General features: G+C 47.0%; 25 protein-coding genes, 1 tRNA gene, 2 pseudogenes and 2 riboswitches. Of the genes and pseudogenes, 26 read left to right on the forward strand and 2 right to left on the reverse strand.

Annotated features, from left to right (window positions below; genetic code table 11):
* Both BLT15_RS09185 and BLT15_RS09190 read left to right on the forward strand, forming a co-directional pair.
* Nucleotides 1–261 (forward strand): transposase (locus BLT15_RS09185; protein ID WP_200769734.1); only part of this gene is annotated, 261 nt, incomplete at its 5' end.
* Nucleotides 262–1470, forward strand: a complete 1209-nt coding sequence (locus tag BLT15_RS09190) for a sodium-dependent transporter (protein WP_089760938.1) — start codon at nucleotides 262–264, stop codon at nucleotides 1468–1470. It abuts the gene before it with no gap.
* Nucleotides 1471–1597: 127 nt separating this feature from the next.
* On the opposite strand, the gene BLT15_RS09195 is transcribed toward BLT15_RS09190, so the two are convergent.
* Nucleotides 1598–2635 carry a DUF1722 domain-containing protein gene (locus BLT15_RS09195; protein WP_089760940.1) on the reverse strand — a complete coding sequence of 346 codons (1038 nt, stop codon included), beginning with the start codon at nucleotides 2633–2635 and terminating at the stop codon, nucleotides 1598–1600.
* A gap of 201 nt (nucleotides 2636–2836) precedes the next feature.
* Here BLT15_RS09195 and BLT15_RS09200 point away from each other — a divergent pair, with 201 nt between their 5' ends.
* From BLT15_RS09200 to BLT15_RS09265, 14 genes are all read left to right on the forward strand, one after another.
* Nucleotides 2837–3289 (forward strand): YaaR family protein, encoded by a 453-nt coding sequence (locus BLT15_RS09200; RefSeq protein WP_234985582.1) that lies wholly within the window; start codon nucleotides 2837–2839, stop codon nucleotides 3287–3289.
* A gap of 129 nt (nucleotides 3290–3418) precedes the next feature.
* The gene (locus BLT15_RS09205) at nucleotides 3419–5638 is read left to right on the forward strand and encodes an N-acetylmuramoyl-L-alanine amidase family protein (protein ID WP_159429888.1); all 2220 of its coding nucleotides are present in this window, start codon (nucleotides 3419–3421) and stop codon (nucleotides 5636–5638) included.
* Nucleotides 5639–6241 carry a GerMN domain-containing protein gene (locus BLT15_RS09210; protein ID WP_089760946.1) on the forward strand — a complete coding sequence of 201 codons (603 nt, stop codon included), beginning with the start codon at nucleotides 5639–5641 and terminating at the stop codon, nucleotides 6239–6241.
* Nucleotides 6242–6397: 156 nt separating this feature from the next.
* The gene (gene glmS / locus BLT15_RS09215) at nucleotides 6398–6859 is read left to right on the forward strand and encodes a methylaspartate mutase subunit S (protein ID WP_089760948.1); all 462 of its coding nucleotides are present in this window, start codon (nucleotides 6398–6400) and stop codon (nucleotides 6857–6859) included.
* Nucleotides 6860–6863: 4 nt separating this feature from the next.
* A complete protein-coding gene (gene glmL, locus BLT15_RS09220; protein WP_089760950.1) occupies nucleotides 6864–8309 on the forward strand; it encodes a methylaspartate mutase accessory protein GlmL in 1446 nt (481 codons plus the stop codon).
* Nucleotides 8290–9747: a methylaspartate mutase subunit E gene (locus BLT15_RS09225; protein ID WP_089760952.1), complete on the forward strand. Its 1458-nt coding sequence runs from the start codon at nucleotides 8290–8292 to the stop codon at nucleotides 9745–9747. The genes glmL and BLT15_RS09225 overlap by 20 nt, the downstream gene beginning before the upstream one ends.
* 9 nt (nucleotides 9748–9756) lie before the next feature.
* Nucleotides 9757–11040 (forward strand): methylaspartate ammonia-lyase, encoded by a 1284-nt coding sequence (locus BLT15_RS09230; RefSeq protein WP_089760954.1) that lies wholly within the window; start codon nucleotides 9757–9759, stop codon nucleotides 11038–11040.
* Nucleotides 11024–11956 (forward strand): alanine-tRNA synthetase second additional domain-containing protein, encoded by a 933-nt coding sequence (locus BLT15_RS09235; protein WP_427854227.1) that lies wholly within the window; start codon nucleotides 11024–11026, stop codon nucleotides 11954–11956. Before BLT15_RS09230 ends, BLT15_RS09235 begins: the two co-directional genes overlap by 17 nt.
* Nucleotides 11957–11991: 35 nt before the next feature.
* Entirely contained in the window at nucleotides 11992–12720 is a 729-nt protein-coding gene (gene rph / locus BLT15_RS09240; RefSeq protein ID WP_089760958.1) for a ribonuclease PH, read from the forward strand.
* Entirely contained in the window at nucleotides 12720–13340 is a 621-nt protein-coding gene (locus tag BLT15_RS09245) for an XTP/dITP diphosphatase (RefSeq protein WP_200769735.1), read from the forward strand. The genes rph and BLT15_RS09245 overlap by 1 nt, the downstream gene beginning before the upstream one ends.
* A gap of 3 nt (nucleotides 13341–13343) precedes the next feature.
* A complete protein-coding gene (locus tag BLT15_RS09250; protein WP_089760962.1) occupies nucleotides 13344–14207 on the forward strand; it encodes an HpcH/HpaI aldolase/citrate lyase family protein in 864 nt (287 codons plus the stop codon).
* Nucleotides 14208–14271: 64 nt separating this feature from the next.
* Nucleotides 14272–15498, forward strand: a complete 1227-nt coding sequence (locus BLT15_RS09255) for an ATP-grasp domain-containing protein (RefSeq protein WP_089761041.1) — start codon at nucleotides 14272–14274, stop codon at nucleotides 15496–15498.
* On the forward strand, nucleotides 15498–16388 hold the full coding sequence (locus tag BLT15_RS09260) for a succinate--CoA ligase subunit alpha (protein WP_089760964.1): 891 nt from the start codon (nucleotides 15498–15500) through the stop codon (nucleotides 16386–16388). Before BLT15_RS09255 ends, BLT15_RS09260 begins: the two co-directional genes overlap by 1 nt.
* Before the next feature lie 106 nt (nucleotides 16389–16494).
* Nucleotides 16495–16572, forward strand: a tRNA-Arg gene (locus BLT15_RS09265).
* A 131-nt stretch (nucleotides 16573–16703) separates the two neighbouring features.
* Here the strand turns inward: BLT15_RS09265 and BLT15_RS09270 are convergent.
* The gene (locus tag BLT15_RS09270; protein ID WP_143423054.1) at nucleotides 16704–17024 is read right to left on the reverse strand and encodes a hypothetical protein; all 321 of its coding nucleotides are present in this window, start codon (nucleotides 17022–17024) and stop codon (nucleotides 16704–16706) included.
* 234 nt (nucleotides 17025–17258) lie between these two features.
* A riboswitch (cobalamin riboswitch) is annotated at nucleotides 17259–17457 on the forward strand.
* Between the two features lie 270 nt (nucleotides 17458–17727).
* On the opposite strand from BLT15_RS09270, the gene cbiM reads away from it, so the two are divergent.
* The 10 genes and pseudogenes from cbiM to BLT15_RS09320 form a co-directional block, all read left to right on the forward strand.
* The gene (gene cbiM / locus BLT15_RS09275) at nucleotides 17728–18351 is read left to right on the forward strand and encodes a cobalt transporter CbiM (protein ID WP_268762243.1); all 624 of its coding nucleotides are present in this window, start codon (nucleotides 17728–17730) and stop codon (nucleotides 18349–18351) included.
* Nucleotides 18352–18369: 18 nt separating this feature from the next.
* Complete coding sequence (cbiQ, locus tag BLT15_RS09280) at nucleotides 18370–19128, forward strand: cobalt ECF transporter T component CbiQ (RefSeq protein WP_089760970.1); 759 nt, start codon at nucleotides 18370–18372, stop codon at nucleotides 19126–19128.
* 23 nt (nucleotides 19129–19151) lie between these two features.
* Nucleotides 19152–19631, forward strand: coding sequence for a hypothetical protein (locus tag BLT15_RS09285; RefSeq protein WP_089760972.1), 480 nt, complete (start codon nucleotides 19152–19154; stop codon nucleotides 19629–19631).
* A gap of 6 nt (nucleotides 19632–19637) precedes the next feature.
* Nucleotides 19638–20480, forward strand: a complete 843-nt coding sequence (locus BLT15_RS09290) for an ATP-binding cassette domain-containing protein (RefSeq protein WP_234985578.1) — start codon at nucleotides 19638–19640, stop codon at nucleotides 20478–20480.
* Between the two features lie 89 nt (nucleotides 20481–20569).
* Nucleotides 20570–20780, forward strand: a riboswitch (cobalamin riboswitch).
* Nucleotides 20781–21091: 311 nt separating this feature from the next.
* The gene (locus BLT15_RS09295; protein ID WP_089760976.1) at nucleotides 21092–21877 is read left to right on the forward strand and encodes a DUF4198 domain-containing protein; all 786 of its coding nucleotides are present in this window, start codon (nucleotides 21092–21094) and stop codon (nucleotides 21875–21877) included.
* A gap of 480 nt (nucleotides 21878–22357) precedes the next feature.
* Nucleotides 22358–22888, forward strand: a complete 531-nt coding sequence (nuoE, locus tag BLT15_RS09300; protein WP_089760978.1) for an NADH-quinone oxidoreductase subunit NuoE — start codon at nucleotides 22358–22360, stop codon at nucleotides 22886–22888.
* Nucleotides 22885–23427 carry an ATP-binding protein gene (locus tag BLT15_RS09305; protein ID WP_089760980.1) on the forward strand — a complete coding sequence of 181 codons (543 nt, stop codon included), beginning with the start codon at nucleotides 22885–22887 and terminating at the stop codon, nucleotides 23425–23427. Before nuoE ends, BLT15_RS09305 begins: the two co-directional genes overlap by 4 nt.
* Nucleotides 23428–23473: 46 nt before the next feature.
* Nucleotides 23474–23839 (forward strand): (2Fe-2S) ferredoxin domain-containing protein, encoded by a 366-nt coding sequence (locus tag BLT15_RS09310; protein ID WP_089760982.1) that lies wholly within the window; start codon nucleotides 23474–23476, stop codon nucleotides 23837–23839.
* Nucleotides 23840–23885: 46 nt separating this feature from the next.
* Nucleotides 23886–25618, forward strand: a pseudogene (nuoF, locus tag BLT15_RS09315) (NADH-quinone oxidoreductase subunit NuoF); the annotation flags it as partial.
* 6 nt (nucleotides 25619–25624) lie between these two features.
* Nucleotides 25625–25684: pseudogene (locus tag BLT15_RS09320) on the forward strand (4Fe-4S binding protein); the annotation flags it as partial.
* Nucleotides 25685–25705 lie beyond the last annotated feature (21 nt).

The raw sequence follows: 25705 nt of genomic DNA on the forward strand, positions 1-25705 counted from the left end.
GAAGATTTTGAAGAAACTTATCATAAGCGCTATATCGTTGAAAGAAAGATAGCTGAGTTATTCTTTAGACACGGCATGAGGCAGGCTCGATTTTTTGGCAAACGCAAAATAGAGTTCCAGATGATGTGTAAAGCTTTAGCAGTAAACATAAAAAGACTGCCTAAACTGTTAAGCAGTGCGCCAGGAGTATGTCTCAAGAAGGTAAAAAAGGTACTTGGAAGCGGAAATAATGAGAAAAAGGCCACTAAATCGACAGTATAAATGCTGCTTGTGTTTTATTTTTTCGCCTCAAACATTTTTTCGAGAAATTATCGCATATTTTATTTTCAAAGAACGAGGTTTTTCAACGGTCTCCTAGCCCCAAATACTCCCTGGTGGCTTGTGGGAGCGCTGGGTGTTTTGACCGGCTTTGTCATTCTCAGTTATTATTCCGTGATTGGAGGCTGGTCCATTCATTACATCGTCGAGTCGGTAACGGGACTGACGCCGGAGATGAATTATCCTGAAATATTCAATCAACATATCACTCAGGTGGGTATACCCATCTTCTATCATGCGATCTTTATGGCTATATGTGTTTCGATAATAGCCTCCGGTGTTGTCAATGGAATTCAGAAGGCTGTTAAGACGCTGATGCCCATCCTTTTCATTCTGCTGGTTGTTTTGATCTTCCGATCGCTAACCCTCGAGGGAGCAGGCGAAGGCCTGGCTTATTATCTTTCTCCTGATTGGGGTGCCGTTACCGCGGGGACTTTATCCTCTGCCGTCGGTCAGGCTTTCTTCACGCTGAGCCTGGGTATGGGAGCGATTATAACTTATGGAAGTTATCTCTCCCAGGAGGATAATATAGGTGACAATGCCGCCTACGTTGTTGGGCTCGATACTCTTATCGCTGTTATGGCCGGTTTTGCCATTTTCCCCGCCGTTTTTGCCCTCGGACTCGATCCGGCGACAGGTCCAGGTTTGACCTTTGTAACTCTGCCGGCTGTTTTCGGTGAAATGCCTCTGGGAAGTTTCTTTGGCTTTTTATTCTTCCTGCTTTTGACCATTGCTGCTGTAACCTCGGCTATATCGCTGCTCGAGGTCGTTACAGCCTGGCTGGTAGATGAGAAGAGATGGGACCGGGCCAAGGCCGCTGTGACCCTCGGCATCATAATATTCCTGGTAGGTATACCTCCGGTTTTGGGCTACAGTGCCTGGGCTGGCTTTACCGATGTGAATCCTCTGGGTATGGATATTCTCGATACCTATGATTTCTTTGCTGATACTGTCTTCCTTCCTCTGGGAGGTCTTCTGACCGCTATATTTGTGGGTTATGTTTATAAAGCTCAAAATGTGGTCGATGAAGCCAACAGGGTCGAAGGTAAGATTAAGATCGGCAGCTGGTACGGTTTCTTAATACGCTATGTTATCCCCGTTGCCATAGCCATAGTACTGGTCATAGGAATATATGAAGGTTTGGCCGGATAACGTCGGATCAGGCGGGGTTTAAATTAAAACTCCGCAGGTAAAATCAAAAAATAATAGCTGTGATACATCTTTGAGACATAATAAACCCCCGGTGCTGGTCCCTATCCGGGGGTTTTCAGCTTTTTATTTATTTTTCAATGAAAGGATCGGGAGCGGTGTATTTCGATCTGAGGTCAGAGGCCAGATCATGAGGAAAGGGTTTCAAAAACTTCTGTTTCAGCAGATAATCATTATTGAGTTTTTCAGCTCGATTCAAAAGCCAGTTCTGCATCTCATGATAATTATTCCGGCCATGTCTAAATTCTTCGACCATCTGTAGAAACTTCTGGCGGTCTTCATCAGAAATTTCTTCGGTTATATGGCCGAAACCATGCAATACGACGTTTTTCCATTTTCCCCGGGTAAGGCGCCCGGAAAAACAGTCGATAAACTTTTTCAGATATTTTCTCTTCAGCTCAGATTCACTGTATTCTTTCTGCCGGGCCACAATTCTGCCCAGTTCGTCAACACCCTGCTGGTCAAATCCCAGCAGCATAAGCTTATAGTCGGCCTGAAATTCATGCAGACCGGCGATAGAGAAATCATCAAGCAGCAGCAGCCAGTCGTGAAGGGCGTATATTTTGGTGAGAAAGCGATAGAGTTTCTTCGGCTTTTTGATATCTTTCTCATCGATGATCGGCAAAAAAGGATCATGTCGGGCTGCCAGGGCGGGCAGAAATCCTGAAGTTCTGCCGGCCGGCTGAGAAGATCCCGGTCGGTAAAATTTACAGCTCTCGGGGCCGCAGGTGGGCGATCGGCTCTTCAATATCATACCGGCCAGATAAGGATTACTCCGCAGATAGCGCAGGCATTTCATTCTTATCTTCCGATGCCAGAATTTTTGGGCGGCCGGCTGATACAGCAGCATTTTTCCCTCTCTTCTCTTCCAGAGTTTTATGGGAGGGCGGGGAGAATTCAAACCCAGTTCGGTCTCAGGACATACCGGCACTACCCGCAGATGGTCTGTCAGCACCTGAACTTCCTCACTGGTGATAATCTTCCCGTCGTAGCGGCAATCCCTCCCCAGAAGACAGCTGCTGATCAGGACGACGGGAGAATCAGGAGAGCTGTTCCCGTCGATTTCCGGTGACGAAATCTCTTTCAATTCCGGCTTGAGAGATGTCAAATCTGTTTCACCTCCTTATCCTTTTGAATTAATTATTCTTTACTGAAGATTGATTCCCTTTAAATGGATTAATCGGGCAGGTTTTTTGCATCGGGACTAGAATTATAAAATTACGGAGTTTATAAAGAGCTTGAAAATTATATTGCCAGGTAATTTCGGGGAGGTTTACATGCCATAACTTCGGATAAAAGCAGCGATAAAATCGGACGCTCTCGAGGTAACCGCTCTTCCGGCAAAACAGGAAAATCCAGAAATTCGCAAAGATCAACCAGACCCCGTCGTTCCGGAGAGAGTTTTAAAAGTCATCTCCAGGAAGTCGAAAAAAAGCAGGTCAGAGAACAGCTCGATCAGCTGCTGGAGGCGGTGGACGAACAGGGGAGAAAGTTACGGGAGTCGATGGAAAAAGAGGATATGATCGCCTATAAGAGGAAGGTTAAAGAATATCTGCGTTTTGTACAGCAGGAAATTTCCCGGGCCCGAAAATCACACAGCTGGGATAAACAGGGGAATTTAAAAACTTACACCATCATCGAGAAGATCAACAGCAGGCTGGAAGAACTGCACCGGGAATTTTTTGCCGAACAGTCTGATTCGCTCGAGATAGTCGATAAACTGGATGAGATCAGGGGCTTGATGCTGGATCTATACATTTAGCCGGGGTGAGGAGTGACCATGAAATTAAGCAGCTATCTCTCTAAATTAAGATTACATAATTTTTTTAAATCACAGCCTCAGGCACCTTTTAAATTTTGTCTGATAGTGGGATTGAGCTTTATTCTTCTGATGCTGTCGGTCCTGCCAGCCGGGGTTTCGGCCGAAGACTTTGGGCCGGAAATATATTACCAGGATGATAATGTAACCGCTGAACTGGAGCCAGTTATGGAGGAAAGCAGTCCGCTGGTTGCAGCCCGACAGCTGGCCGATATCATCGGAGCTGAGCTCACATGGGAGGAATCACTGGAAATAGTGGATTTAGAGCGCGATGATTTTTTGGTCAGATTGATGATGGGCAGCGGATATATTCAGGCCAATGACAGCACCCGCCTTTCTCCTCTGGAACCTAAAATACTGGACGGGACAGGTTATGTGCCCTTGATGGAAGTCATGAGCTCTTTTGGCTATCAGATCAGCAGGGAAATTGCCGGCGATGAAATTGAATCCTTCCAAATTTACCGGCCTGAAACCGAACTTGAGGAGATTTTCTGGGCGGCTGACGGCAGACAGCTTGTTTTTGATATGGACGAAATTACTCCTTACAGAGTTATAGAAACCGAAGAGGAAGGCAATATTACTATCGAGATAGATAGTGCAGCTCTGGCACCGGATTATGTCGATAATGCTTCCGACCGCAATTTTAATATTAGAGCGAGAGAGGATGAAGAGGAAAACAGAGTCCGTGTGACGATCTCCGGCCCCGAAGAACTTCCCTACCGGCGTGATGGGGGAGTTGACGAGCTGGCCGGGAATCTGGTGGTGGATTTTCTCCCCCGGTTAACCGATATATCCTGGGATGAAGAGGAAGGAATTAGCATCAAATCCAATGACCATCTGCCGGAGCCGGAGCTGCAGATGCTGGAAAATCCGCGCAGGTTTGTGGTCGATATACCCGATATGATGAATAGTTCTATCGATTTAGAAATTGAGGATAATCCCTACATAGAGAATGTGCGCAAAAGTCAGTTCAAAAATGATCCTCCTACAGTCAGAGTGGTCTTTGATCTCAAGGATGAAGCTCATCTCTCGCATGAGCGAGTGGAAGATGAACAAAAATTTGTTTTTCAGCCGGTCAGCAGGGTGGAAAGCGGCCGGGTTCATGATCTGGAGATACTGGAAGACGGCTTTTCTTTCATTACGGATGAGGATATAGAGCCGGAAATATTTGCGACAGGAAATCCGACGCGTCTGGTAGTCAGTATGTTCAATACTGATCCAGGAGAAAATTTTCCCGAGGAGCATTATCCTGAAGGGGAGATGATTTCGGAGATACACACCACAATTCATGAGTCCAACACCACCCGACTAGTTGCTGAATTTGAAGAGAAGGTGGGCTATAACTGGAGTTCGGAGGAAATTGAAGAAGGGGGATATTTACATCGCATAGAATTTGCCGATGTTCTGGAAAAGCTGGATTTGAGCGAACAGCCGGGCAGTTTTGGTTTCGATATTGAGCTTTCCAGCGAAATGTCCTATGAAGTAAAGGAATATGAGAATCCCCGCAGGCTGGCAGTTGATATTCCCGGTCTGTCTGAAGGGGAAGAGGAGATAGAACTGCCCGAGCCCAAAGGATTTGTGGAGGATATCAGAATGGGCAGATACGATGGTGAGGAAGGTGATACCCTTCGTATCGTGCTGGAGCTGAATGAATTTTACGGTTATCAGGTCATGTCACCCGAAGAAACCGATAGAATTTCTCTGGCTTTGAATAGGGACGTCGAAGATCGCCAGGAAAACCTGGTGGTAATAGATCCCGGTCACGGAGGCTTTGATCCCGGGGCGGTGGCCAGCAGCGGACTGGAAGAAAAAGAAGTAGCACTGGCCATCTCAAAGTATATGAATGAACTATTGCAGGAAGAGGGATATGATGTTATCATGACCAGGCGAGGAGATCAATTTCTGGGTCTGTATGAGCGGGTTGAGATGGCCAATAACAGCAATGCCAGCCTTTTTGTCAGTGTGCATTCCAATGCTGCTCCCCGTTCGGCGGTTAGTGGGCTGGAAACTTATTATGCTCCCGGCCGGAAAGCTGACAGCTATGACCTCGCCCGGCAGCTGCAGAGCACTATGGCGGCTGAACTGCCTTTGACCGATAGAGGGGTTAAAGAAGATAACTTTACCGTTATCAGAGACACTGAAATGCCCTCTGTTCTGCTGGAGATAGGCTTTCTTTCCAATCCCGATGATGCTGAGCTTTTAGAGCAGGATGATTTTCGGGAGAAGGCAGCTGAATCGGCAGTGACAGGCATAATTAATTATCTTGAAGGCAGCAGAAATGGGGTGGAATAGATGCTGTTTTTAAAGGCCAGGCGCCAAAGATTGGCGGTTATAGTTGTGCTCATCCTGATTTTTTCTTTGTCGGTTTTTGTGCTGCAGAGAGAAGAATATACTCCGGTCGATCCCGAAGAAGAACATGAGGTGGAGCTTTTTTTCTCAACTTCTGATGGTATGTATCTCGACACCGAAGTCAGAACAATTCCGGGGGAGGATTTTTACCTGCAGGTTCTGCAGGAATTAATAGAGGGACCGGAAAGCGATGAATTAGGTCCCACCATGCCGGAAGACAGCGAGGTTATTTCTCTTGAACATGACAGTGGAGATGAAAGGCTGGTTGTAAATTTTAATGAGGACTGGCAGTTGAATCACTGGGGCGGCAGTACCGGTGAGCGGCTTACGATATATTCTGCGGTCAACACCCTGAGCCTTCTGCCCGGAGTCAGCGAAGTCGGATTTGAGATAGAAGGAGAGGAAGTATCCAGCCTGGCCGGTCATCTCGATCTCACCGCTTCCTATGAATTTTCAGAGGATATAGTCAGGCAGGATGAGCCGGAAAGCAGAGATAATGAGGAATATGATATCGAAATAGAAGATACAGAGGAGAATTCTCTATAAGAAATTGCTGCACAGATTTATTTTATCGATATTATTTTTTGGCTGCGGCTGCCTTTTCGGGCAGCCCTTTAACCTGTGCTGGTATAATCAGACTGTCTTTACAGCTGGTTAATTGAATATGAAGGCTGGAGATCGTAAATCTGGGGGGTTAAAAAGTTGAAAGAGCAGAATGGAAACGACGGTGAACAGGATGATATTACCGTGGTATTAGGGGTGATAGGCTCCGATGTTCACGCCATCGGCAATCAAATTCTGGAGAGGGCCCTGGAAGAAAACGGCATAAAACCGGTTAATATAGGAGTTATGGCTTCCCAGGAGGAGTTTGTCGATGCTGCCATAGAGACAGATGCCGATGCCATCTGGGTTTCCTCTCTTTACGGGCACGGTGAAATCGACTGCCGGGGGCTGAGAGAAAAACTGGAAGAACGGGGCATCGGTGATGTTATCATGTACATCGGCGGCAATCTCGTCATCGGCAAAAAAAGCTGGGAGGAAGTGGAAAAACTTTATCTCGATATGGGTTTTGACAGGGTTTATTCATCCGACACCCAGCCGCAGGAAGCCATCGATGATCTCCGCGAAGATCTGTCGGCCGCCGGCGATGTCTCGGGGGGTTAATTTTATGGCTCCGCCTGAAACGGCACTCACCATCGATATAGGCAGCACCTTCACCAAGGCCAGATTATTCGATCTGGATAAAATTGAACTGGTGGCCGCCTCTCAATCACCGACTACCGTGGAAAAAGATATAAATGTTGGTATCAACAGGGCTCTGGACAGAATTCCTGACTGGAAAAAAGCAGGGATAAAACTGGCCTGCAGCAGCGCTGCCGGCGGATTGAAAATAGTGGCCAGTGGACTTGTAAAAAATCTCACCACCGAGGCGGCCCGCCGGGCGGCTTTAGGAGCCGGGGGCAGACTGGTGGGTACTTTTTGTTATGAACTGACCGATGAGGATATCGAAGATATGGAGGCTCATTCTCCCGATATCCTGCTGCTGGCCGGCGGCACAGATGGAGGCGAAAAAGAGATCGTCCTGCAAAACGCCGAGAAAATAGCCGGTTCTGAACTCGATCAGCCTGTGATTTTTGCCGGAAATCGGAGCATAAAATCTCAGGTCGCCCGTAAATTTTCCCGGGCCGGCCAGAAACATCATATCGTCGATAATGTGATGCCAGAAGTGGGAGAGCTAAAGATAGAGCCCACCCGGGAGAAGATTCGGGAGGTGTTTCTGGACAGAATCGTTCGGGCCCGGGGGCTGGATCGGGTTAAAGAAATTGTGGATAGAGTTGTAATGCCCACGCCCGCAGCAGTGCTGAATTCAGCCTCTCTGCTGCAGGAAGGTGCCGGCAGCGTTGAAGGTCTGGGGGAGCTTATGATAATCGATATAGGCGGGGCGACCACCGATGTTCATTCGGCCGCCGACGGCAGACCTGAGGATGAAAGTCTCATTCAGCGGGGACTGGAGGAACCATTTTTGAAGCGCACCGTCGAGGGAGATATAGGACTGCGCTATTCGGCCGGCTCGCTGGTTGAGGTGAGCAGCACCGAGAGACTGTCAGATCTTTATGAAAATATCTATCAGGATGAGTTTCCCGCCGATAAATTATATGATTATGTGGAAGCTATCGTAGAGAGACCGGACAGTCTGCCAGAAGGCGAGCTGGAGCAAAGATTTGATATTGTTCTGGCCTGCGAAGCGGTGAGAATTGCCAGTTCCCGACATGCGGGCGAAGTTTCTTCTGTTTATACTCCCCAGGGGGAGGAATACGTACTCAGAGGCAAAGACCTATCCGGTATAGATTCCGTTATAGGTACAGGTGGTATAATGGCGATGAGTTCCGAACCGGGAGCGATACTTTCAGGTGCCAGGTATGAAAACCAGCTCAGTCCGGAAACCCTGACTCCGCGTGATCCCCGGCTTTATCTCGATGAAAATTATCTGCTGCCTGTGCTGGGATTGTTGGGAGAGGAAAGAAAAGAAGAGAGCATCCAGCTCATGAAAAAATATATCATCAGCCTTAAATCAAGGGGAGGCCAATTAACAGATGGAGTCACTCAAAAATAAATTTTTGCCGAAGGAAAAATTTGAAGAGGAAAGCAAAGAGGTGCTTTCATCCTGGCCGACAGGAGCAGAAGTCGATCGGGAGGAGGCCGTTGAATTCCACAAAAATCTTCCCGACGACAGCTGCATGGTCGATAAGCTAACAGAGGCCGATGAAGCAAAAAAAACCCTCACTCAGCCGCGGGCGGGGGTGGCTTTACCCGATGAGTTGATAGATCTGCTCGGCCATCTTCGTACAGAAGGAGAAGCAGATCTTCTGCCGGTCACTATAGACAGCTACACCAGGCAGAATCAGTATGAAAAGGCCGCTCAGGGTATAGAGGAAAGCCGGGAGGAAGGCCGCTCGCTTTTAAACGGCTTTCCAGCCGTCAACCACGGAGTGGAAATCTGCCGGAAAGTTGTCGAGGCGCTCGATGCTCCCGTTCAGGCCCGTCACGGAACCCCGGATGCCCGGCTTCTGGCGGAAATCACCCTGGCGGGAGGATTTACCGATTTTGAGGGGGGAGGTATTTCTTATAATATACCCTATGCCAAAGATGTTTCTCTGGAAAAATCTCTGCGCGACTGGCAGTATGTCGACAGGCTGGTCGGTTTTTACCAGAGTCAGGGAGTGGAGATAAATAGAGAACCCTTCGGCCCTTTGACCGGGACTTTAGTGCCCCCGGCCGTCTCTCATTCGATAGCTGTTCTCGAGGGGCTGCTGGCCGCCGAGCAGGGGGTTAAGCATCTGACGCTGGGTTATGGTCAGAACGGCAATCTGGTTCAGGATGTCGCCGCTGTCGAAACTTTGCGGGTGCTGGCCCGGCAGTTTCTGGATGATGAAGGCTATGAAGATGTTAGCGTCACCACTGTACTGCACGAGTGGATGGGTGGTTTTCCCCAGGATGAGGCCAAAGCTTTTGGAGTTATCAGCTGGGGGGCTTCAGCTGCTGCTCTGGCCAATGCCACCAAAGTCATAGTGAAAACTCCTCATGAGGCAGAAGGCATACCCTCTCGCGAGGCTAACGCTGCCGGCCTGAAGACGAGCAATCAGATAGTCAGCATGCTTCTGGATCAGAGCCTGGAAGATTCGGCCGGCCTGGAAAAGGAGAAGGATTTGATTATCCGTGAGGTAGAAGATATCCTCGGGCGGGTGAAGGAGCTGGGAGAAGGAGATTGGGCTGCTGGAACTGTGAGGGCCTTCGAATCAGGGGTTTTGGACGTTCCTTTTGCTCCCAGCCGCTATAATCAGAGCGGGATTTTACCGGCCCGTGATAACGAGGGGGCTGTCCGCTATCTCGAGTTCGGGAACCTGCCTCTTTCCGCTGACATTCAGGATTTTCACGAGGAGAAGATGAAAAAGCGCGGTGAGAAGGAGGGGCGTCAGCCCGGTTTTCAGATGGTGACCGATGATATTTATGCGATCGGCAAGGGCAGGCTGACCGGCAGACCGAGGGGGTAAATAAAAAATATGGCTAAAATAGAAGAGATACTGGTTTCTCCGGGGCTGGCCGGTTTCTTCTTTGATGATCAAAGAGCTATCAAAGAGGATGCCGAGCCCGACGGAGCTGCCTATCTGGGCAATCCTAAAACTGATGGTTTCACCCAGGTGCGGCAGGCAGGAGAATCGATATTGATTGAGATTTTGCTCTCCGATGGCAGCGTGGCCCGGGGTGATTGTGCCGCTGTTCAGTATTCGGGAACTGGTGGCCGGGACCCGTTATTTTTAAGTGAAGAGTTCATCCCGGTCATAAAAAATCATGTCAGACCGGAGCTGCTCGGCAGAGAGGCTGAAAATTTTGGAGAGCTGGCTGCTCTGGTGGAGGAAATGACGGTTGAGGGCCGTCAGCTTCACACCGCTCTTCGCTACGGTTTTTCCCAGGCTTTGCTGGATGCTGCAGCTCTCAGCCGGGGTATAACGCGCAGCGAGGTGTTAATTGATGAATATGATCTTACTCCTATTTTAGAGCCGGTCGATATATTTGTGCAGACGGGAGATAACCGCTACGAAAACGCTGATAAGGCTATCATAAAGAGGGCTGATGTGCTCCCGCATGGTTTGATCAACAATATCAAGAGAAAACTCGGCCAGGAAGGGGAAAAGCTTCTGGACTATATCAGGTGGTTGAAAAAAAGAGTTCGACAGCTGGGCAGCGAAAATTACAATCCGGTTTTTCATATAGATGTTTACGGGACTCTGGGCGAAGCATTTGCCGGTGATCTGGAGGCTATCTGTGAATTTTTAAGCAAGGCTGAGAGAGCTGCTGACCCCTACCAGCTCAGAATTGAAGGTCCCATAGATGCCGGCAACCGCCGCGACCAGGTAAAAAAACTTTCCAGGCTGCGCCGGCTGATCGATGAAAGCGGCTGCGATGTGGAAATAGTGGCCGATGAATGGTGTAATAAACTCGACGACATAATGTTATTTGCCGATGAACGGGCCGGTCACATGATTCAGATAAAAACACCGGATCTGGGAGGAATTCAGAACACCGTGAGAGCTATATTATACTGCCGCAGCAGAGGTCTTCTGGCCTATCAGGGCGGAACCTGCAACGAGACAGATATCTCCGCCCGAATCTGCACCGACGCGGCCCTGGCAGCGCGACCGGAACAGGTTCTGGCCAAACCGGGTATGGGTCTTGATGAAGGTCTTATGATCGTCAAAAATCAGATGCAGCGTACCCTGACCCGAATGGACTTCAACAGCGAAAGCAGATCCGGAAAGAGAAAGGGGAGTGGAGCAGTTGATTGATTGTTTCTCTCATGCGGTTTATCATGCTCCCCGGGGAAAGGACAGGCTAATATTTCTGGGCAACCATCTGAGCCAGTCCTATCTGCAGCCCAACGATCATCTGATCGGGGTGATAGGCAGACCTGGTTCCGGCAAATCTCTTCTGATAAAGGGGATGTTCCCCGGCCTGAATCTGACGAATGATGATGAAGGTATTAATGTTCGGCCGCTCCCGCTCTGGGAGGAGTTTGAACGCGACAATTTTTCTTCGCCCGCCTTTCATGTGGATATAAACTTTGAATCGGCTTTTATCCAGGCCGGCAATATAGCTCAGGCTGCCGAGAAAGCCATTCTTAAAAACAGAAGAGTGGTGATTGAGCATTTTGATAGAATTGTCGAATATATCGATATCATGCCGGATCTGCTCGTGGGCATCGGAGAGGAAGTTATTGTGGCCCGACCGGGAGTATTCGGTCCCACCGCAGCCGAGGTCAAAGAAATAGTCTTTTCCTCCCTGTTTAACCGGCAGATGGCTCATACCGCCGAGGATTTAACCGCTATGGTAATCGCGAACAAGGGTTATCCAAGGCCTCCCCTCCACAGCGATGTTAAAAGCGGTTTTGTACTTCAGTTTAATGAAAGACCGGGATTTTCCGTGAAACAAATCGAGCAGGAGGTCAATGAACTGATAAATGCTGAACTTTCGGTCGAATACATGGACGAGGAGACGATCAAGATCGGTGAGATGGTTACAACCTGTACGGGGCCCCGCATCCACGTAAAAAACACCAGTGATATCAAGGGGTACGATCTCTCCCTGGACCTGGAAAAAGATCCCAACACTGGTTTTTATCTGCTGGCCGGCAAGATAGGTCAGGACGATAATCCCTTTAATCTCAGCTGTCCGGAATGTTCGCCCCTGCGCTCTGATTCATAATATATTTTTAAAGAAAAAAAGGAGGCAGATTTATATTGACAGCATCACAATCCAGCAATTCTGACAGTCGCGATCTAAGACCGGTTAGAATTGAGAGAGGATACACCAAGTATGCAGAGGGTTCGGTTTTAATGAGTACAGGAGATACAAAGATTATCTGCACCGCCTCGGTCGAGGACGGTGTTCCCTATTTTTTGAGGGGGGAAGATCAGGGCTGGCTTACCGCGGAATATTCGCTTCTGCCCCGTTCGACCCAGGACCGGACAACCAGAGCTGCCGCCCGGGGTAAGAGAAGCGGCAGAACCCGTGAGATTCAGCGGCTGATCGGCCGTTCACTTCGGGCTGTAATAGATCTTGAGGCCATGGATGAGAGGACGATCTGGATAGATTGCGATGTTATTCAGGCCGATGGCGGAACCAGAACTGCTTCGATAACCGGCGGTTTTGTAGCTCTTTATGATTCTGTTGATTACATGATGGAGGAAGGTATTGTTTCGGAAAATCCCCTGAAGGAATTCACTGCAGCGACCAGCGTGGGCATAGTGGATGAGGATTATGTACTCGATCTCTGTTATGAGGAGGATTCCAGCGCTGATGTTGACATGAATGTAGTTATGACCGAATCGGGTAAGTTTATCGAAATTCAGGGTGCGGCTGAAGAGTCACCCTATACCCGTTCTGATCTGGATAAAATGCTGGAACTGGCAGAAGATGGCATCCAGGGTTTGATCGATGCTCAAAAGCGCGCTCTGGAGCTGATATGATGAGCGGATGCCGAAGGCTTTTTGTTGCAACCGGAAATAAAGATAAACTCAAAGAAATCGGGCAAAAATTCAGCGAGTTAAGCATGGAAATTCTCTCGCCTGAGAGCCTGGATCTTGAATTTGAGGTAGAGGAGACGGGCAGCACCCTGGCGGAGAATGCTCTGATAAAAGCCCGGGCCGGTGCCGGTGTTAGCGGTGTATTGACCCTGGCGGACGATACCGGGCTCATGGTCGATGCTCTCGATGGTGAACCCGGGGTTTATTCTGCCCGCTTTGCCGGTCCTCAAGCCAGTTATGAGGAGAATAACAATCACCTTCTATCCAGGCTGGAAGGTGTCAGGGAAGAAAACCGCACCGCCCGATTTGTGACTGCAGCGGCTTTGGTCGATCCTGATACAGGCAGGGAGCATACTGTCAGGGGAATCTGCCGCGGCAGAATTCTCGAGAAAAGAAGAGGAGAAGGGGGTTTTGGTTACGATCCGCTTTTTTATCTGCCCGATCTGGATATGACATTTGCAGAGCTGGATACAGAGTCAAAAAACGAAATAAGTCATAGGGCCCGGGCGCTCAGGCGGGTTAAGCTGCTGCTCGAACAAAATTATTTTGACAGGGAGGAATAAAACTTGCTTTTGAGGTCACTGCTCTTTATGCCGGGAAATAACGCAAAAATATTGAATAAAGTCGAAGATGTGCAGGCCGATGCAGTAATTCTCGATCTGGAGGATGCTGTCTCCTCTCAGGATAAGGAAAAAGCCCGGGAGCTGGTGGAAAACAGATTGATCGAGCTCGAAAATTCAGTCGGACATCCCGATATATTTGTGCGTGTGAATGGACCATTAAAAAAGCAGTGGCCCGAAGACTGCAGGGCGGCTATCAGACCGGCTCTGGATGGGCTGATACTGCCCATGGCCGAAAAAGCCGGTGATATTCAAAGGTTTACGGGAGTTTTGGAAGCGGTGGCTTCCCGGAGGTCTGAGGTAGAGCTGGACGATATCGATATAATTTTGCTGGTGGAGACAGCCAGAGGGGTTCTCAATCTTGAGAAAATGCTGGAGAGTTCTGAGCTCATTTCAGGAGCGGCACTGGGGGGAGAGGATTTTGCCCTTGATCTCGGCGTCAGCCGGACGCGTACAGGAGAAGAGCTGCAGCAGGCTCGATCTCAGCTCGTCATGGCCGCCAGTGCTGCCGGTAAACTGGCGGTGGATACCGTATTTGCCGACATCGATGATAAAGAAGGGTTGAGAGAAGATGCCGGCCGGGCGGCAGCGCTGGGATTTGACGGCAAACTGGCAGTTCACCCCGCCCAGGCGGAGATAATAAATGAGATTTTTGCGCCCGATAGGGAGGAAATCGAGCTGGCCCGCAGGATTGTGAAAGCTTTTGAAGAATCCGGAGATAAAGCAGGCGGTGTGATGAAGGTGGAAGGAAAGATGGTCGATGAACCTGTATACAGGAGAGCGAAAGAACTGCTAAAACTCTGTGAATAAGAGTTTTGAAAGAAGAGAAGCTGCAGTTATTTTAAAAAACTACATAATTTTAGGGGGAATATTCATGGCCAGAGTTCTTGAACATCTGGGCAAGGAATTTATAGAAAAAAAAGGTTTTCCCATCCCGAATTCCGGAGTGGCTGAAAGTCCTCAGGAGGCCGAAGAGATTCACAGAAAACTGGATGACGATGTGGTAATCAAAGCACTCGTGCCGGCCGGCAAGAGAAAAAAAGCGGGAGCGATAAAATTTCCGGAAGATCCGCAGGAAACCCGCAGTGCTGCCCGGGAAATACTCGGTATGACGGTACAGGAATTTCCCGTCGAAAAAGTTTTAATAGAGGAAAGGCTGGAGATAAAATCAGAGCTTTATCTCTCCATCATCTATGACAAAGAAAATCGCCAGCCGCTGGTCATAGCCAGCACCGAGGGAGGGATTGATGTAGAGGAGATGAGCTCAAAATATCCTGAGCGGATTAAAAAAGCCGGAGTTCATCCCTTCCGGGGGCTGCCGGATTACAGGGCCAGAGAACTCTGGAGCGAGCTGGGTTTCAGCGGCGAGCTTTTGAGGAAATTGACCCACATTACCGTAAGATTATTCGAGGCTTTTTATGAGTATGACTGCACCACCCTGGAGATAAATCCATTGGTAGTTACAGAAAAAGAAGAGGTGGTAGGAGCCGATTGCGTGATGGCCGCCGATGATCTGGCTATGTTCCGTCAGAAGGAGCTTTCTGAACGCGTCCAGGTCGGAAGTGAGCGCATCTGGAGGCCGCTGACAGAGCTGGAAAAGAGAGTGGTTGAGGTTAATGAGCGCGATCCTTACCGCGGCACGGCCCGCTATATAGAGCTCGAGGAAGGAGAGGTGGGTTTTATGTGCGGCGGTGGAGGAGGAAGTCTTGTTATGTTCGACACCCTGATCAATTTGGGTTTGAGCCCCTCCAACTACACCGAATTCGGCGGCAACCCCCCTGTAAGAAAAGTGCGGGGGCTGGCCAAAGCCATTCTCTCCAAGGATAGCGTGGAAGGGCTTTTGGTCTGCTGCAACATCACCAATAACACCCAGGTCGATAATGTTGCTCAGGGTGTAAAAGAAGCCCTGGAGGAGAAGGAGCTGGATCCGGCTGAATTTCCGGTCATGGTCAGATTTGCCGGTGTCAACGATGAGCGCGGGAAAGAAATATTTGAAAGCGCCGGCATAGAATATCACGGAGAGGATATCACTATGCCCCGGGCCGGCAGGCTCATGAAGGAAAAACTGGAAGAATTTAATCGGCAGGAGGGAGAGCAATAATGGGAATACTGGTTGATAAAAACACTTCAGTTTTAATACAGGGCATTACCGGCAGAGAAGCTTCCATGGTGGCCGGACATATGCAGGATTACGGGACCGATATAACTGCGGGAGTTACTCCCGGCAAAGGCGGGGAGGTAGTGGCCGGAGTCCCGGTCTTTGATACCGTGAGAGAAGCCAGCAAGGACAATGAAGTCGATGTCTCTCTCATTTATGTTCCCCCGGCCTTCGTCCTCGATGCTGTCAGGGAAACTCTCGCAGCCGGGATAAAGAAGATGGTCATAATAACGGAGAATATTCCCCAGCAGGATGTGGTGAAAATTCTTCATCTGGCCGGTGAAGCTGACGCCAGGATTATCGGTCCGAATACGGTCGGACTGATAAATCCCGCTGCCAGAGTCAAACTGGGAGCTATAGGTGGGGATAATCCCGACAGATGCTTTGTTCCCGGCAATGTAGGTGTTATTTCACGCAGCGGAGGCATGACTGCTGAAACTTCCTGGATGATAAAAAGAGCTGGCAGGGGAGTTTCAACCTCGGTAGGAATCGGCGGAGACCCGATGATAGGATCGCCGCCTAAAGACTTATTGAAATTATTCGAGCAGGATGAGGAGACTGAAGCTGTGGTGATGTTTTCCGAGCCCGGCACCCATTTTGAGCGAGATGTGGCGGAGTTTTTGGAGAGGGGCGGCTTCACCAAGCCGCTGATAGTTTACGTGGCCGGTAAATTCACCGAGGAGATGCCGCAGGGCACCGTTTTTGGCCATGCTGGAGCCATCATTGAAGATGAAAGCAGCAAACCCTCACACAAGATGGAGAGGTTGAAAAAAGCCGGCGCGAGTATAGCCCATGATTACGATGAGATACTGGATTATGTTTCTGAATTATAAGATGAACTTTGAACAGAATAGTTTGAAAATGACAGAGACTGTTGACTAAGTTTATCTAATATGATAGGATATCTTGTGAAGTAGGAAAAAATAATATATTTACAGTGCGCCCGTAGCTCAGCCCGGACAGAGCAACGGACTTCTAATCCGTAGGTCACAGGTTCGAATCCTGTCGGGCGCACCATTTTTATTTATTCATATATCAACGAAAAGAGGCCCCGCCAAAATAACTGGCGAGGCCTTTAAAATTATTACTTGCACCAATTTCGAACCCGAAATTATTATTTCCCGGCTTTTTGAAGTATCTCAACTGCTTTATCTCTGTTCCTTCATAGAAACATGTGAGTAAATATTTAAAGTGGTTTCAACTCTTCTTAATGCTATTGCTTCCGGTGTTAAAAACATCGGGTCTTCACTGCCTGAAAAGGCGGCATTTCTTTTTTTATACTGTTTTAATTTTGTATGGCAGACAAAATTCCGGTAACAAAAAGTGGAAGGTTCGAGTATATTATAGAATGCTATGATAACCATTATCTGGCCGAAAATTAAACTTATGCCGGGGAAAAATTTCATTGTGAACGCAGCTTTATATCTTACAGTACAACTAAATGAGGTTTTTACACACCCATCAGCCAACTGAAGACAAGAAGATCCATATCTTAACTTACTGCCCGATACCTCGGGGGAACTTCACTGGGGGATTTCCCTGCTGTGGTGGACATCACTTTATATCTTAATGTCATAATATCTGCTGGTTTATCAGGAGATAGATAGATGATCGGGCAAAGATTTTGATTATTTTGCAGGAAATCTTTCTGTTATCATTGAATATAAAAAATGAGGCGTAAAAAAGTGAGCTAAAAAATTAAAATTTAATATAAGGCAGTCGGGTGCCCCCGGTCACGGCCGGAGGAGAATAGGGAATCAGGTGCAAAGCCTGAACGGGCCCGCCACTGTAACCGGCATCAATCTGAATTTAAAGACCACTTAAATATTTTAGTATTTAGGGAAGGGATAAATTCAGATTTAAGCTGGAAGTCAGGAGACCTGCCCGCTGGCCTATTGACCTACTTGTTCTTCGATGGCAAGAAAGGTAGGGAATTAGAGCAGGATTATTGTTTTCTGTTTGTTTATTACCCGCTAATTACCCTCAGCTGGGATTATTTTGATTCAGATTGGGGGTTGAATGTTTTTTAGTTTCAATTTGTAAGTTTTTTTATTTAGCCTCCTGCCTAATTTTTACTCCTCTCCACCTGTCATTGAAGGTGGGGTTTTTTTATTGAAAATTTAATTCCGGGCGGTTTAAATTAATTTAACAAAGGAGTGGTGAATTATTCACATCTCAGAGGGAGTACTGTCGGCACCTGTTCTGGCGGCCGGGATGGCGGCGGGCACAGCCGGGGTGGCGGTCGGTCTCAAAAATATGAATGAAGATCAGATTCCCCGGGCGGCCATAGTAAGTGCGGCTTTATTTGTGGCCTCTTTGATCCATGTTCCTCTTGGGCCCAGCAGTGTGCACCTGATTTTAAATGGAATTGCCGGCATATTACTCGGCTGGGTGGCTTTTCCGGCAATGCTGGTAGCTTTATTTTTGCAGGCGGTTTTATTTCAGCACGGTGGCTTTACTGTATTAGGTGTCAATCTTGTCAATGTGGCTTTACCGGCTGTTCTGGCTGGTTATTTATTCAGACTGGTTTTTGCCAAAAGCCGGGCGAATAAAAAGATTTTAGGTGCAGCGGCAGCACTGAGCGGGGCGCTGGCGGTTTTACTTACGGTATTGATGGTGGTTTTAACTCTGATTTTGTCGGACGCCGGGGCGTTCAGTGAGCTGGCCGGTTTAATTTTTGTTTCTCATCTGCCTGTAATCATAATTGAAGGTTTTTTGAGCGGAATGCTGGTAGTATTTGTGCTGAAAGTAAAACCGGGAATTATGAGAACGGAAAAGCTGTCAGCGATAAAATGATAAGCGAGGCGGGAAATTATGCTTACTGCTGAATTTTCCCGGGGAGATAGTCTTATTCACAGCCTGGATCCCCGGATAAAAATAGTAATCCTGGTGATGATGGCCGCAGTCACGGCTGCAGGAAAGAATTTATTTATGCTCGTCTCAGCTCTCGTTTTTTCTCTGGTGCTGGTCCTGGCGGCTGGTTTAAGAACAAAAAAAGTGATCAAACGTCTTTCGCTCTTGAATATTTTTATAGTCAGTATCTGGATTCTGATACCTTTTACCTATCCAGGAGAGGTGCTGGCAGCAGCTGGCCCTTTTACAGTAACTTCCGATGGTATTATTTATGCTCTGCGCATCACTCTGCGGTCCAATGCCGTCATGCTGGCAGTTTTTGCTCTGCTTTCAACTTCTTCAGTATCTTCATTAATGCAGGCTCTTAAATATTTTCATGTCCCCAAAAAACTTATTTATCTATTTTTCTTCGTATACCGCTATATTTTTGTGCTCCAAGATGAATTTAGCAATATGCAGAAATCCGTTGAGGGCCGGGGTTTTACGCCTGCAACCTCAGTGCACTGCTACAAAACTTATGCATTTTTGATCGGTATGCTGCTCATTAAAAGTTATGAGCGAGCCGCAAGAGTTTATCAGGCCATGCTGGCCCGCGGTTTCAAAGGGGAATTTTATGTGAAGGATGAGCTTGAGTTTTCTGCTGGCGATGTGCTGGTTTTTTCCTGCGGCTTTCTGCTAATGGTATTATTTTTTGAGCTGGAATTCGGTGTTTTTATTTGAAAAATTCAGAGAGGAGTTTTAATATGAAGATGTCGGCTGAAAATTTAACTGCAAAAGTCATGCTTCCGAACACGGCCAGAAGCAAAAAATTTTTAGCTTTAACCGTAATATTGGCAGCAGCTGTTTTACTGATGATGACGGGCGAAGCTTCAGCTCACAGAATGATGATAGAGGAAATTTCCGAAGGGAAAATAGAAGTGGGATTTGATGATGGAACTGTGGCAGAAAATGTCGAAGTCGAGCTGTATGACGGAGAAGAAAACCTGGTCGATGAGGGCGTGACCGATGAAGAGGGTATTTATGAATTCGATACTGCCATGGAGGTAGAGCGTATAGTTGCTTCTGATGATATGGGACATAGGGCAGTTTTAACGCCTGAGTCCGACCAGGAGAACAAGAATTTTCTGCAGGTTTTGCCTCTGTGGTTGAGGACTTCTACAGGGGTGGGAATTTTGCTGTTAATTGCGGGCGCTGGCAAATTTTATAAAGCCAGAAAGGCGTAACGTGTTTTGGAGGATAGAATGGATCGAATTATAGAAGTAAAAAATTTGGCTTATACCTATAATGATGGGACTGAGGCTCTGCAGGATGTCAACTTTGCTGTAAAGCCCAACTCCCGGGTGGCTGTACTGGGACCAAATGGTGCCGGTAAATCAACCCTTTTATTTCACCTCAATGCTCTTTATCTGGCTCAAAAAGGGGAAGTATATATCAAATCCAGAAAGATAGGTGAAAAGCATAAAGACTGGGTGAGAAAACTGGTCGGCCTGGTTATGCAGGATCCTGATGATCAGGTTTTCTCCACAACTGTTTATGAAGATGTTGCTTTTGGACTGGTCAACTTTGGCTGGCAGGACAGGGATAAAATTGATAAAAAGGTAAAGCAGGCTTTAAAATCTGTCGATATATTGAATTTGCAGGATAAAAATCCTCATCATCTCAGTTATGGTCAGAAAAAAAGGGCGGCAATAGCCGGTATTCTGGCGGTTAAGCCGGAAATAGTTATTTTTGATGAACCTCTCTCCTATCTTGATCCTGCCGGCCAGAAAACATTGCGCCGGATTCTGGCCGATCTGTATGGGGAGGGCAAAACTCTTCTCGTGGTAACCCATGACTTAGATTTTGCAGTAGAATGGGCCGATAAAATTATTATTATGAAAAAAGGGGAAATTTTCTACAGCGGGGATTATGAAATATTTGCCCGGCCGGATATGATCGAAGAAGCTGATCTGCGGCTTCCGAAGATCATGGAGCTGCTGCAGGAGCTGGAAGGGGTCGATTTGAAGCGGCTGGAAAATCCCCCTCGAGACGTCCGGGAAGCAGCAGAATATCTGAATAATTTGCCTGGATGATTGTCCGGGTTATTATCGAGCTTTTTTAGTATTTTTGCAGGAGAATTCTGTGTTATCTTTAAACAAATAATAACACGAAATTTTTAAACTTAATATTTCAGAAGCCGGGTGCCTCCGGTCACGGCCGGAGGAGAATAGGGAATCAGGTGCAAATCCTGAGCGGGCCCGCCACTGTAACCAGCAAGCATTTGTATATTTTCCTGGATTTAAAAGGCCACTTGAATACCAGTGTATTCAGGGAAGGCATAAATTCAGGGATGAGCTGGAAGTCAGGAGACCTGCCTGGTTATCTTCCTACAATTCTTCGATGGCAGGAAGAGTAGGTGAGAATATTCTGATTCGGCCTGGATGATGTTTTATTGAGCTTTATATGAATGTATAATCGATTATTCCAGGATTAAGGAATTAAGGGTTTCAGCCGAATTGGATATTTATCCTTATCTCACTCAACCTCTATCGGGTTGAGATTTATTTATTTTGGCCCGCAGAATAAATGCCGGCTGCTGATAAAATTGCAAGAAAAAGGGAGGTGAATAAATGGTATAATCATGGGAATGAAACGATCACAACTGCTGTATTAAATTTATAACATTTACAAAGGAGGATTAAATATGCTCAAGAAATTAGCCATAGTTTTAACGATTTCAGTAATTATCCTGACGTTTAACTTCCTGGGTATCGCTGAAGAGATCCAGGCCCATGAAATTATTCTGGATTTTCCTCAGCAGATCGAAGTTGAAGAGGAAGTTGATATAGAAATAAGTTTCGGGCATTTTCCTGAGATGTATGATTATGAACACTCATTTTTTGCTGAGCTGGAAAATGGCGAGCTGAAGGTTATAAAACCTGATGGTTCCGAAAAGGAGCTGGGATTTACCAGGGAAATGGAGGAGGCCTATTCAGCAGCATTTACCCCATCAGAAGCGGGCATATACTGGCTGACTTTTACCAGCAAAAGGCCGGTAGTGGATAGAACCGATGATGGTGATGGCAAACAGCTGCGTTATTATGATGCCAAAGCTCCGCTGAAAGTTTCGGCTGACGAGGAAGATCTGGCTGTTCCCGAGACAGATCTGGCAGTTGAAGTGGTTAGCGCAGGAAACATTCAAAATAATGCGGGTGAGGAGATCACCCTGCAGGTCCTGTATGAGGGAGAACCGGCCGCTGATCAATCTCTGTCAGTTGTTAGTCCTCTGGAAGAGGTGCAGACCTACACCACAGATGAGAAGGGCGAATTTGTTTTCACCCCTGAAGAGGAGGGGGTCTGGTTTATTCATGTCAGCAACCTGACAGATACAGAAAAAGAGGGTGAGTTTGGCGGGGAAGATTATGACAGAATTCGTTATAATTCCGCCTTTTATATGGAGATCGAGGAAGAAGAAGGATGGTTATTCTAAAATCCTCAGAGTCGAATATTTTATGTTGGCAGGGAGCTTTAAGCCCCCTGTATTTTTTTGTTTTTTCGTTGAAAATGAGTTTTAGTTTTACAAACGATTTCTGGAGAAGAACCTAATTTTTTTTAGATGTCTTACTGTGGCTGTATTGTTAAACCCACCTGCACATTAAAACAAACACAAAGGCACCGGATGCACAAAAATATATTCATATAAACATGTGCGATGACGATTTAAACTTATCTGCCTCAAATTTTTCAGGGCGAGATCAACAGATCAAAATTCCTGTAACTGCCTGAACCAGGACGTTTTGCCGGGTTTTGAGCATTTATTTTTGGTTTTGGGCAATTCTGGAACGAAAAATGCGTAAATAGTGGGTGGATACATGCATACAATAGCAATATCACTGATAATCAACAGGGAGACCCAGGAAGAGATCGAAATCGCTGGGGGAAATTATTAAAAAAACAGGAGGTATCCAATATGGACTGCCAGTGCGGAGAGCAAAGAGAAGACCTGCAGAAATTTTTGCAGCCTCTGGAGGAGATTTTAACTGAGTATGAAAAAAGCAGTGAAAATGAGCAGCTTTTTGAAAATGAGCAAAAAGAAAAGCATTTAATCCCCATATTACAGGAAGCTCAGGAGGAATATGATTACCTGCCTCAGGATGCTTTGAGGAGGATTGCCGGTCATCTTGACCTCTCTATGAGTGAAATATATGGGGTTGTAACTTTTTATACACAATTTCATCTGCAGCCCCGGGGTGAACATATCATTCAAATCTGCACAGGCACCGCCTGTCATGTTCGGGGGGCAGAAGAAATTGTCAGGGAGATGGAAAAAGAGCTGGGAATCAGCAGCGGTGAAACGACAGATGATCTGAAATTCACTCTTTCGACAGTAGCCTGTATCGGAGCCTGTGGTCTGGCTCCTGTAATTATGATCAACGAGGAAACATACGGCCGACTTACCCCCGACGAGGTGCCGGAAATTTTAAATCAGTATAAATCATGAGAGAACTGTCTCTTCACCTGCTGGATATTGCTCAGAATTCCATCCGGGCCGGGGCCGGCCAGATAGAGATCAAAATCAAGGAGGACGTTCCGGAAAATATTTTGCTGATAGTCATACTGGATGATGGGCGGGGGATAGATGAAGAGAGTGTAGAAAAAATTGTTGATCCTTTTGTGACCACCAGAAAGACCAGAGAGGTGGGGCTGGGGCTTTCTCTATTCAAGGAAACTGCTGAATTGTGTGGAGGCAGTCTCAGAATTGATTCTAAACCGGGTGAAGGGACTTCTGTAACTGCCGAATTTGAATATGACCATCTGGACCGTCCTCCCCTGGGTTCTATCGCTGAAACGCTGGTCTCTTTAATCGCGGTAAATCCCGACCTGGAGATCATTTACCAGCATCAAAAGGATGGTCAGAGTTTTTATTTTTCTACCGGGGAAGTCAAAGCAGAACTGCAGGATGTTGATATCCAGAAACCCCGGATTTTAAAGTGGCTGGAAGAATATCTGAGAGATAATATCGCTGAGGTTAGAGGCTGATCTCATTTAGTTATAGATTGATAAATTCCCTCTGGAGGTGAGATACTTGAAGTCACTGGATGAGTTGAGAGAATTACGCAAAGAAGTTAAAGAGGATTTAAAGAACAGATCAAAGAAAGAAAAACCCGAGATAATAATTGGCATGGGGACATGCGGAATATCGGCCGGGGCCAGAGAAATTTTAAAAACGGTTCTTGATGAAATCAAAAAAAGAGATTTGGACATTGCAGTAACTCAAACAGGATGTATAGGAATGTGCGAAAAAGAACCGCTGCTGGATGTCAAACTTCCGGATCAGAGCAGAATTACCTATGGCCATCTGGATCCAGAGGATGTGCAGAAGATAATAGTGCAGCATGTTATAAATGGAGAGATTGTGGAGGAGCTGGCTTTAGCCCGCCTGGAAGATTAAACTAATATTAAATAGAGCAAACAACCCGGTAAAGGAGGAATGGCAGATGAAAGAAACGTTTTATCGCTCACATGTTTTGGTCTGTACCGGAACCGGCTGCAGCTCTGCCGGGGCACAAAAGCTGAAATTTGAGCTGGAAGATCAGCTAGCAGATAGAGATCTACAGGATGAAATAAAGATTGTTGAAACAGGATGCCACGGTTTTTGCGAAAAAGGTCCAATAATAATTATATATCCTGAAGGCGTTTTTTATTGTGAGGTCGACGTCGCTGACATAGAGGAAGTAGTCGAAGAACATCTGCTTAAAGGCAGGACAGTTGATAGATTATTATACAGAGAAACGGATACTGAAGAGAAAATACCGACTTACCAGGATATAGACTTTTATAAAAAGCAGCAGCAGATTGTGCTGGCAAACTGCGGTAAAATTGACCCGGAAAATATAGATGAATACATTGCCCGGGGTGGTTATGAAGCAGCCGGTATAGCTCTGACCGAGATGAGCCCGGAAAAAGTCGTTGAAGAAATAAAAAACTCAGGTTTAAGAGGCCGGGGTGGAGCAGGCTTTCCCACCGGTCACAAGTGGGATTTTGCTCATCAGGCTCAGTCTGAGAAAAAATACATTGTCTGTAATGCTGATGAGGGAGACCCGGGTGCTTTTATGGATCGAAGCCTTTTAGAAGGTGATCCCCACAGTGTAATAGAGGGCATGATAGTGGGTAGTTATGCCATCGGAGCCGATGAAGGTTATATCTATATCAGAGCCGAGTACCCTCTCGCTATTGAACGTCTGGAAAAAGCTCTGAAAGATGCCCGTGATTACGGACTGCTGGGCGAGGATATTTTTGGCAGCGGTCATAATTTCCAGCTGCATATCAAAGAAGGAGCCGGTGCTTTTGTCTGTGGAGAAGAGACCGCTCTTATGGCTTCTATAGAAGGAAAGCGGGGAATGCCCAGGCCTCGACCTCCTTATCCGGCTCAGAGGGGTCTCTGGGGCAAGCCCACCAATATAAACAATGTGGAAACATATGCTAATGTTCCTTTCATATTAAGAGAAGGTGCAGATAAATTTAGAGAAATAGGAACAGAGGAGAGTCCGGGTACAAAGGTTTTTGCTCTTACCGGCAAAATTCAAAATACCGGTCTGCTGGAAATTCCCATGGGGACCACGCTCAGAGAAGTTATTTTTGATATAGGAGGTGGCCCGGACGAGGGCAAAGAGTTTAAGGCTGTGCAGACTGGAGGACCATCTGGGGGCTGTATTCCGGCAGATTATTTAGATCTATCGATAGATTTTGATTCCTTGTGAAAGTGGGTTCGATGATGGGCTCAGGAGGCATGGTTGTCATGGACGATGATACGTGTATGGTAGATGTGGCCCGCTTTTTCCTCGATTTTACCCAGGGCGAGTCCTGCGGTAAATGCACTCCCTGCCGGGAAGGAACGAAGAGAATGCTGGAAATACTGGAGAGAATCTGTGACGGTGAGGGCAAAAAAGGAGATGTTGAGCTGCTGGAGGAGCTGGGTGAGCATATAAAAGATACCGCCCTCTGTGGTCTGGGAAAATCCGCTGCCAATCCTGTTTTGAGCACCATTAAATATTTTCGCCAGGAGTATGAAGCTCATATCTATGATGAAGACTGTCCGGCTGGAGCCTGTCCTGATCTGGCGGGTGCATATGTGATTTCTGACGATTTATGTGTGGTCTGCGGTAAGTGTGCCCGCGCCTGCCCGACAGATGCCATAACTACAAATGAGGAAACCTGTTTAATTGATGAGTAAGCCTGTATTTCATGCAGCGCCTGTGCAGATGAGTGTCCGGTAGACGCGATAGAACAGAAATAAAGCAGGTCAAAGGAGGTTATA

The sequence above is a fragment of the Halarsenatibacter silvermanii genome (assembly GCF_900103135.1).
Lineage (GTDB): Bacteria > Bacillota > Halanaerobiia > Halanaerobiales > Halarsenatibacteraceae > Halarsenatibacter > Halarsenatibacter silvermanii.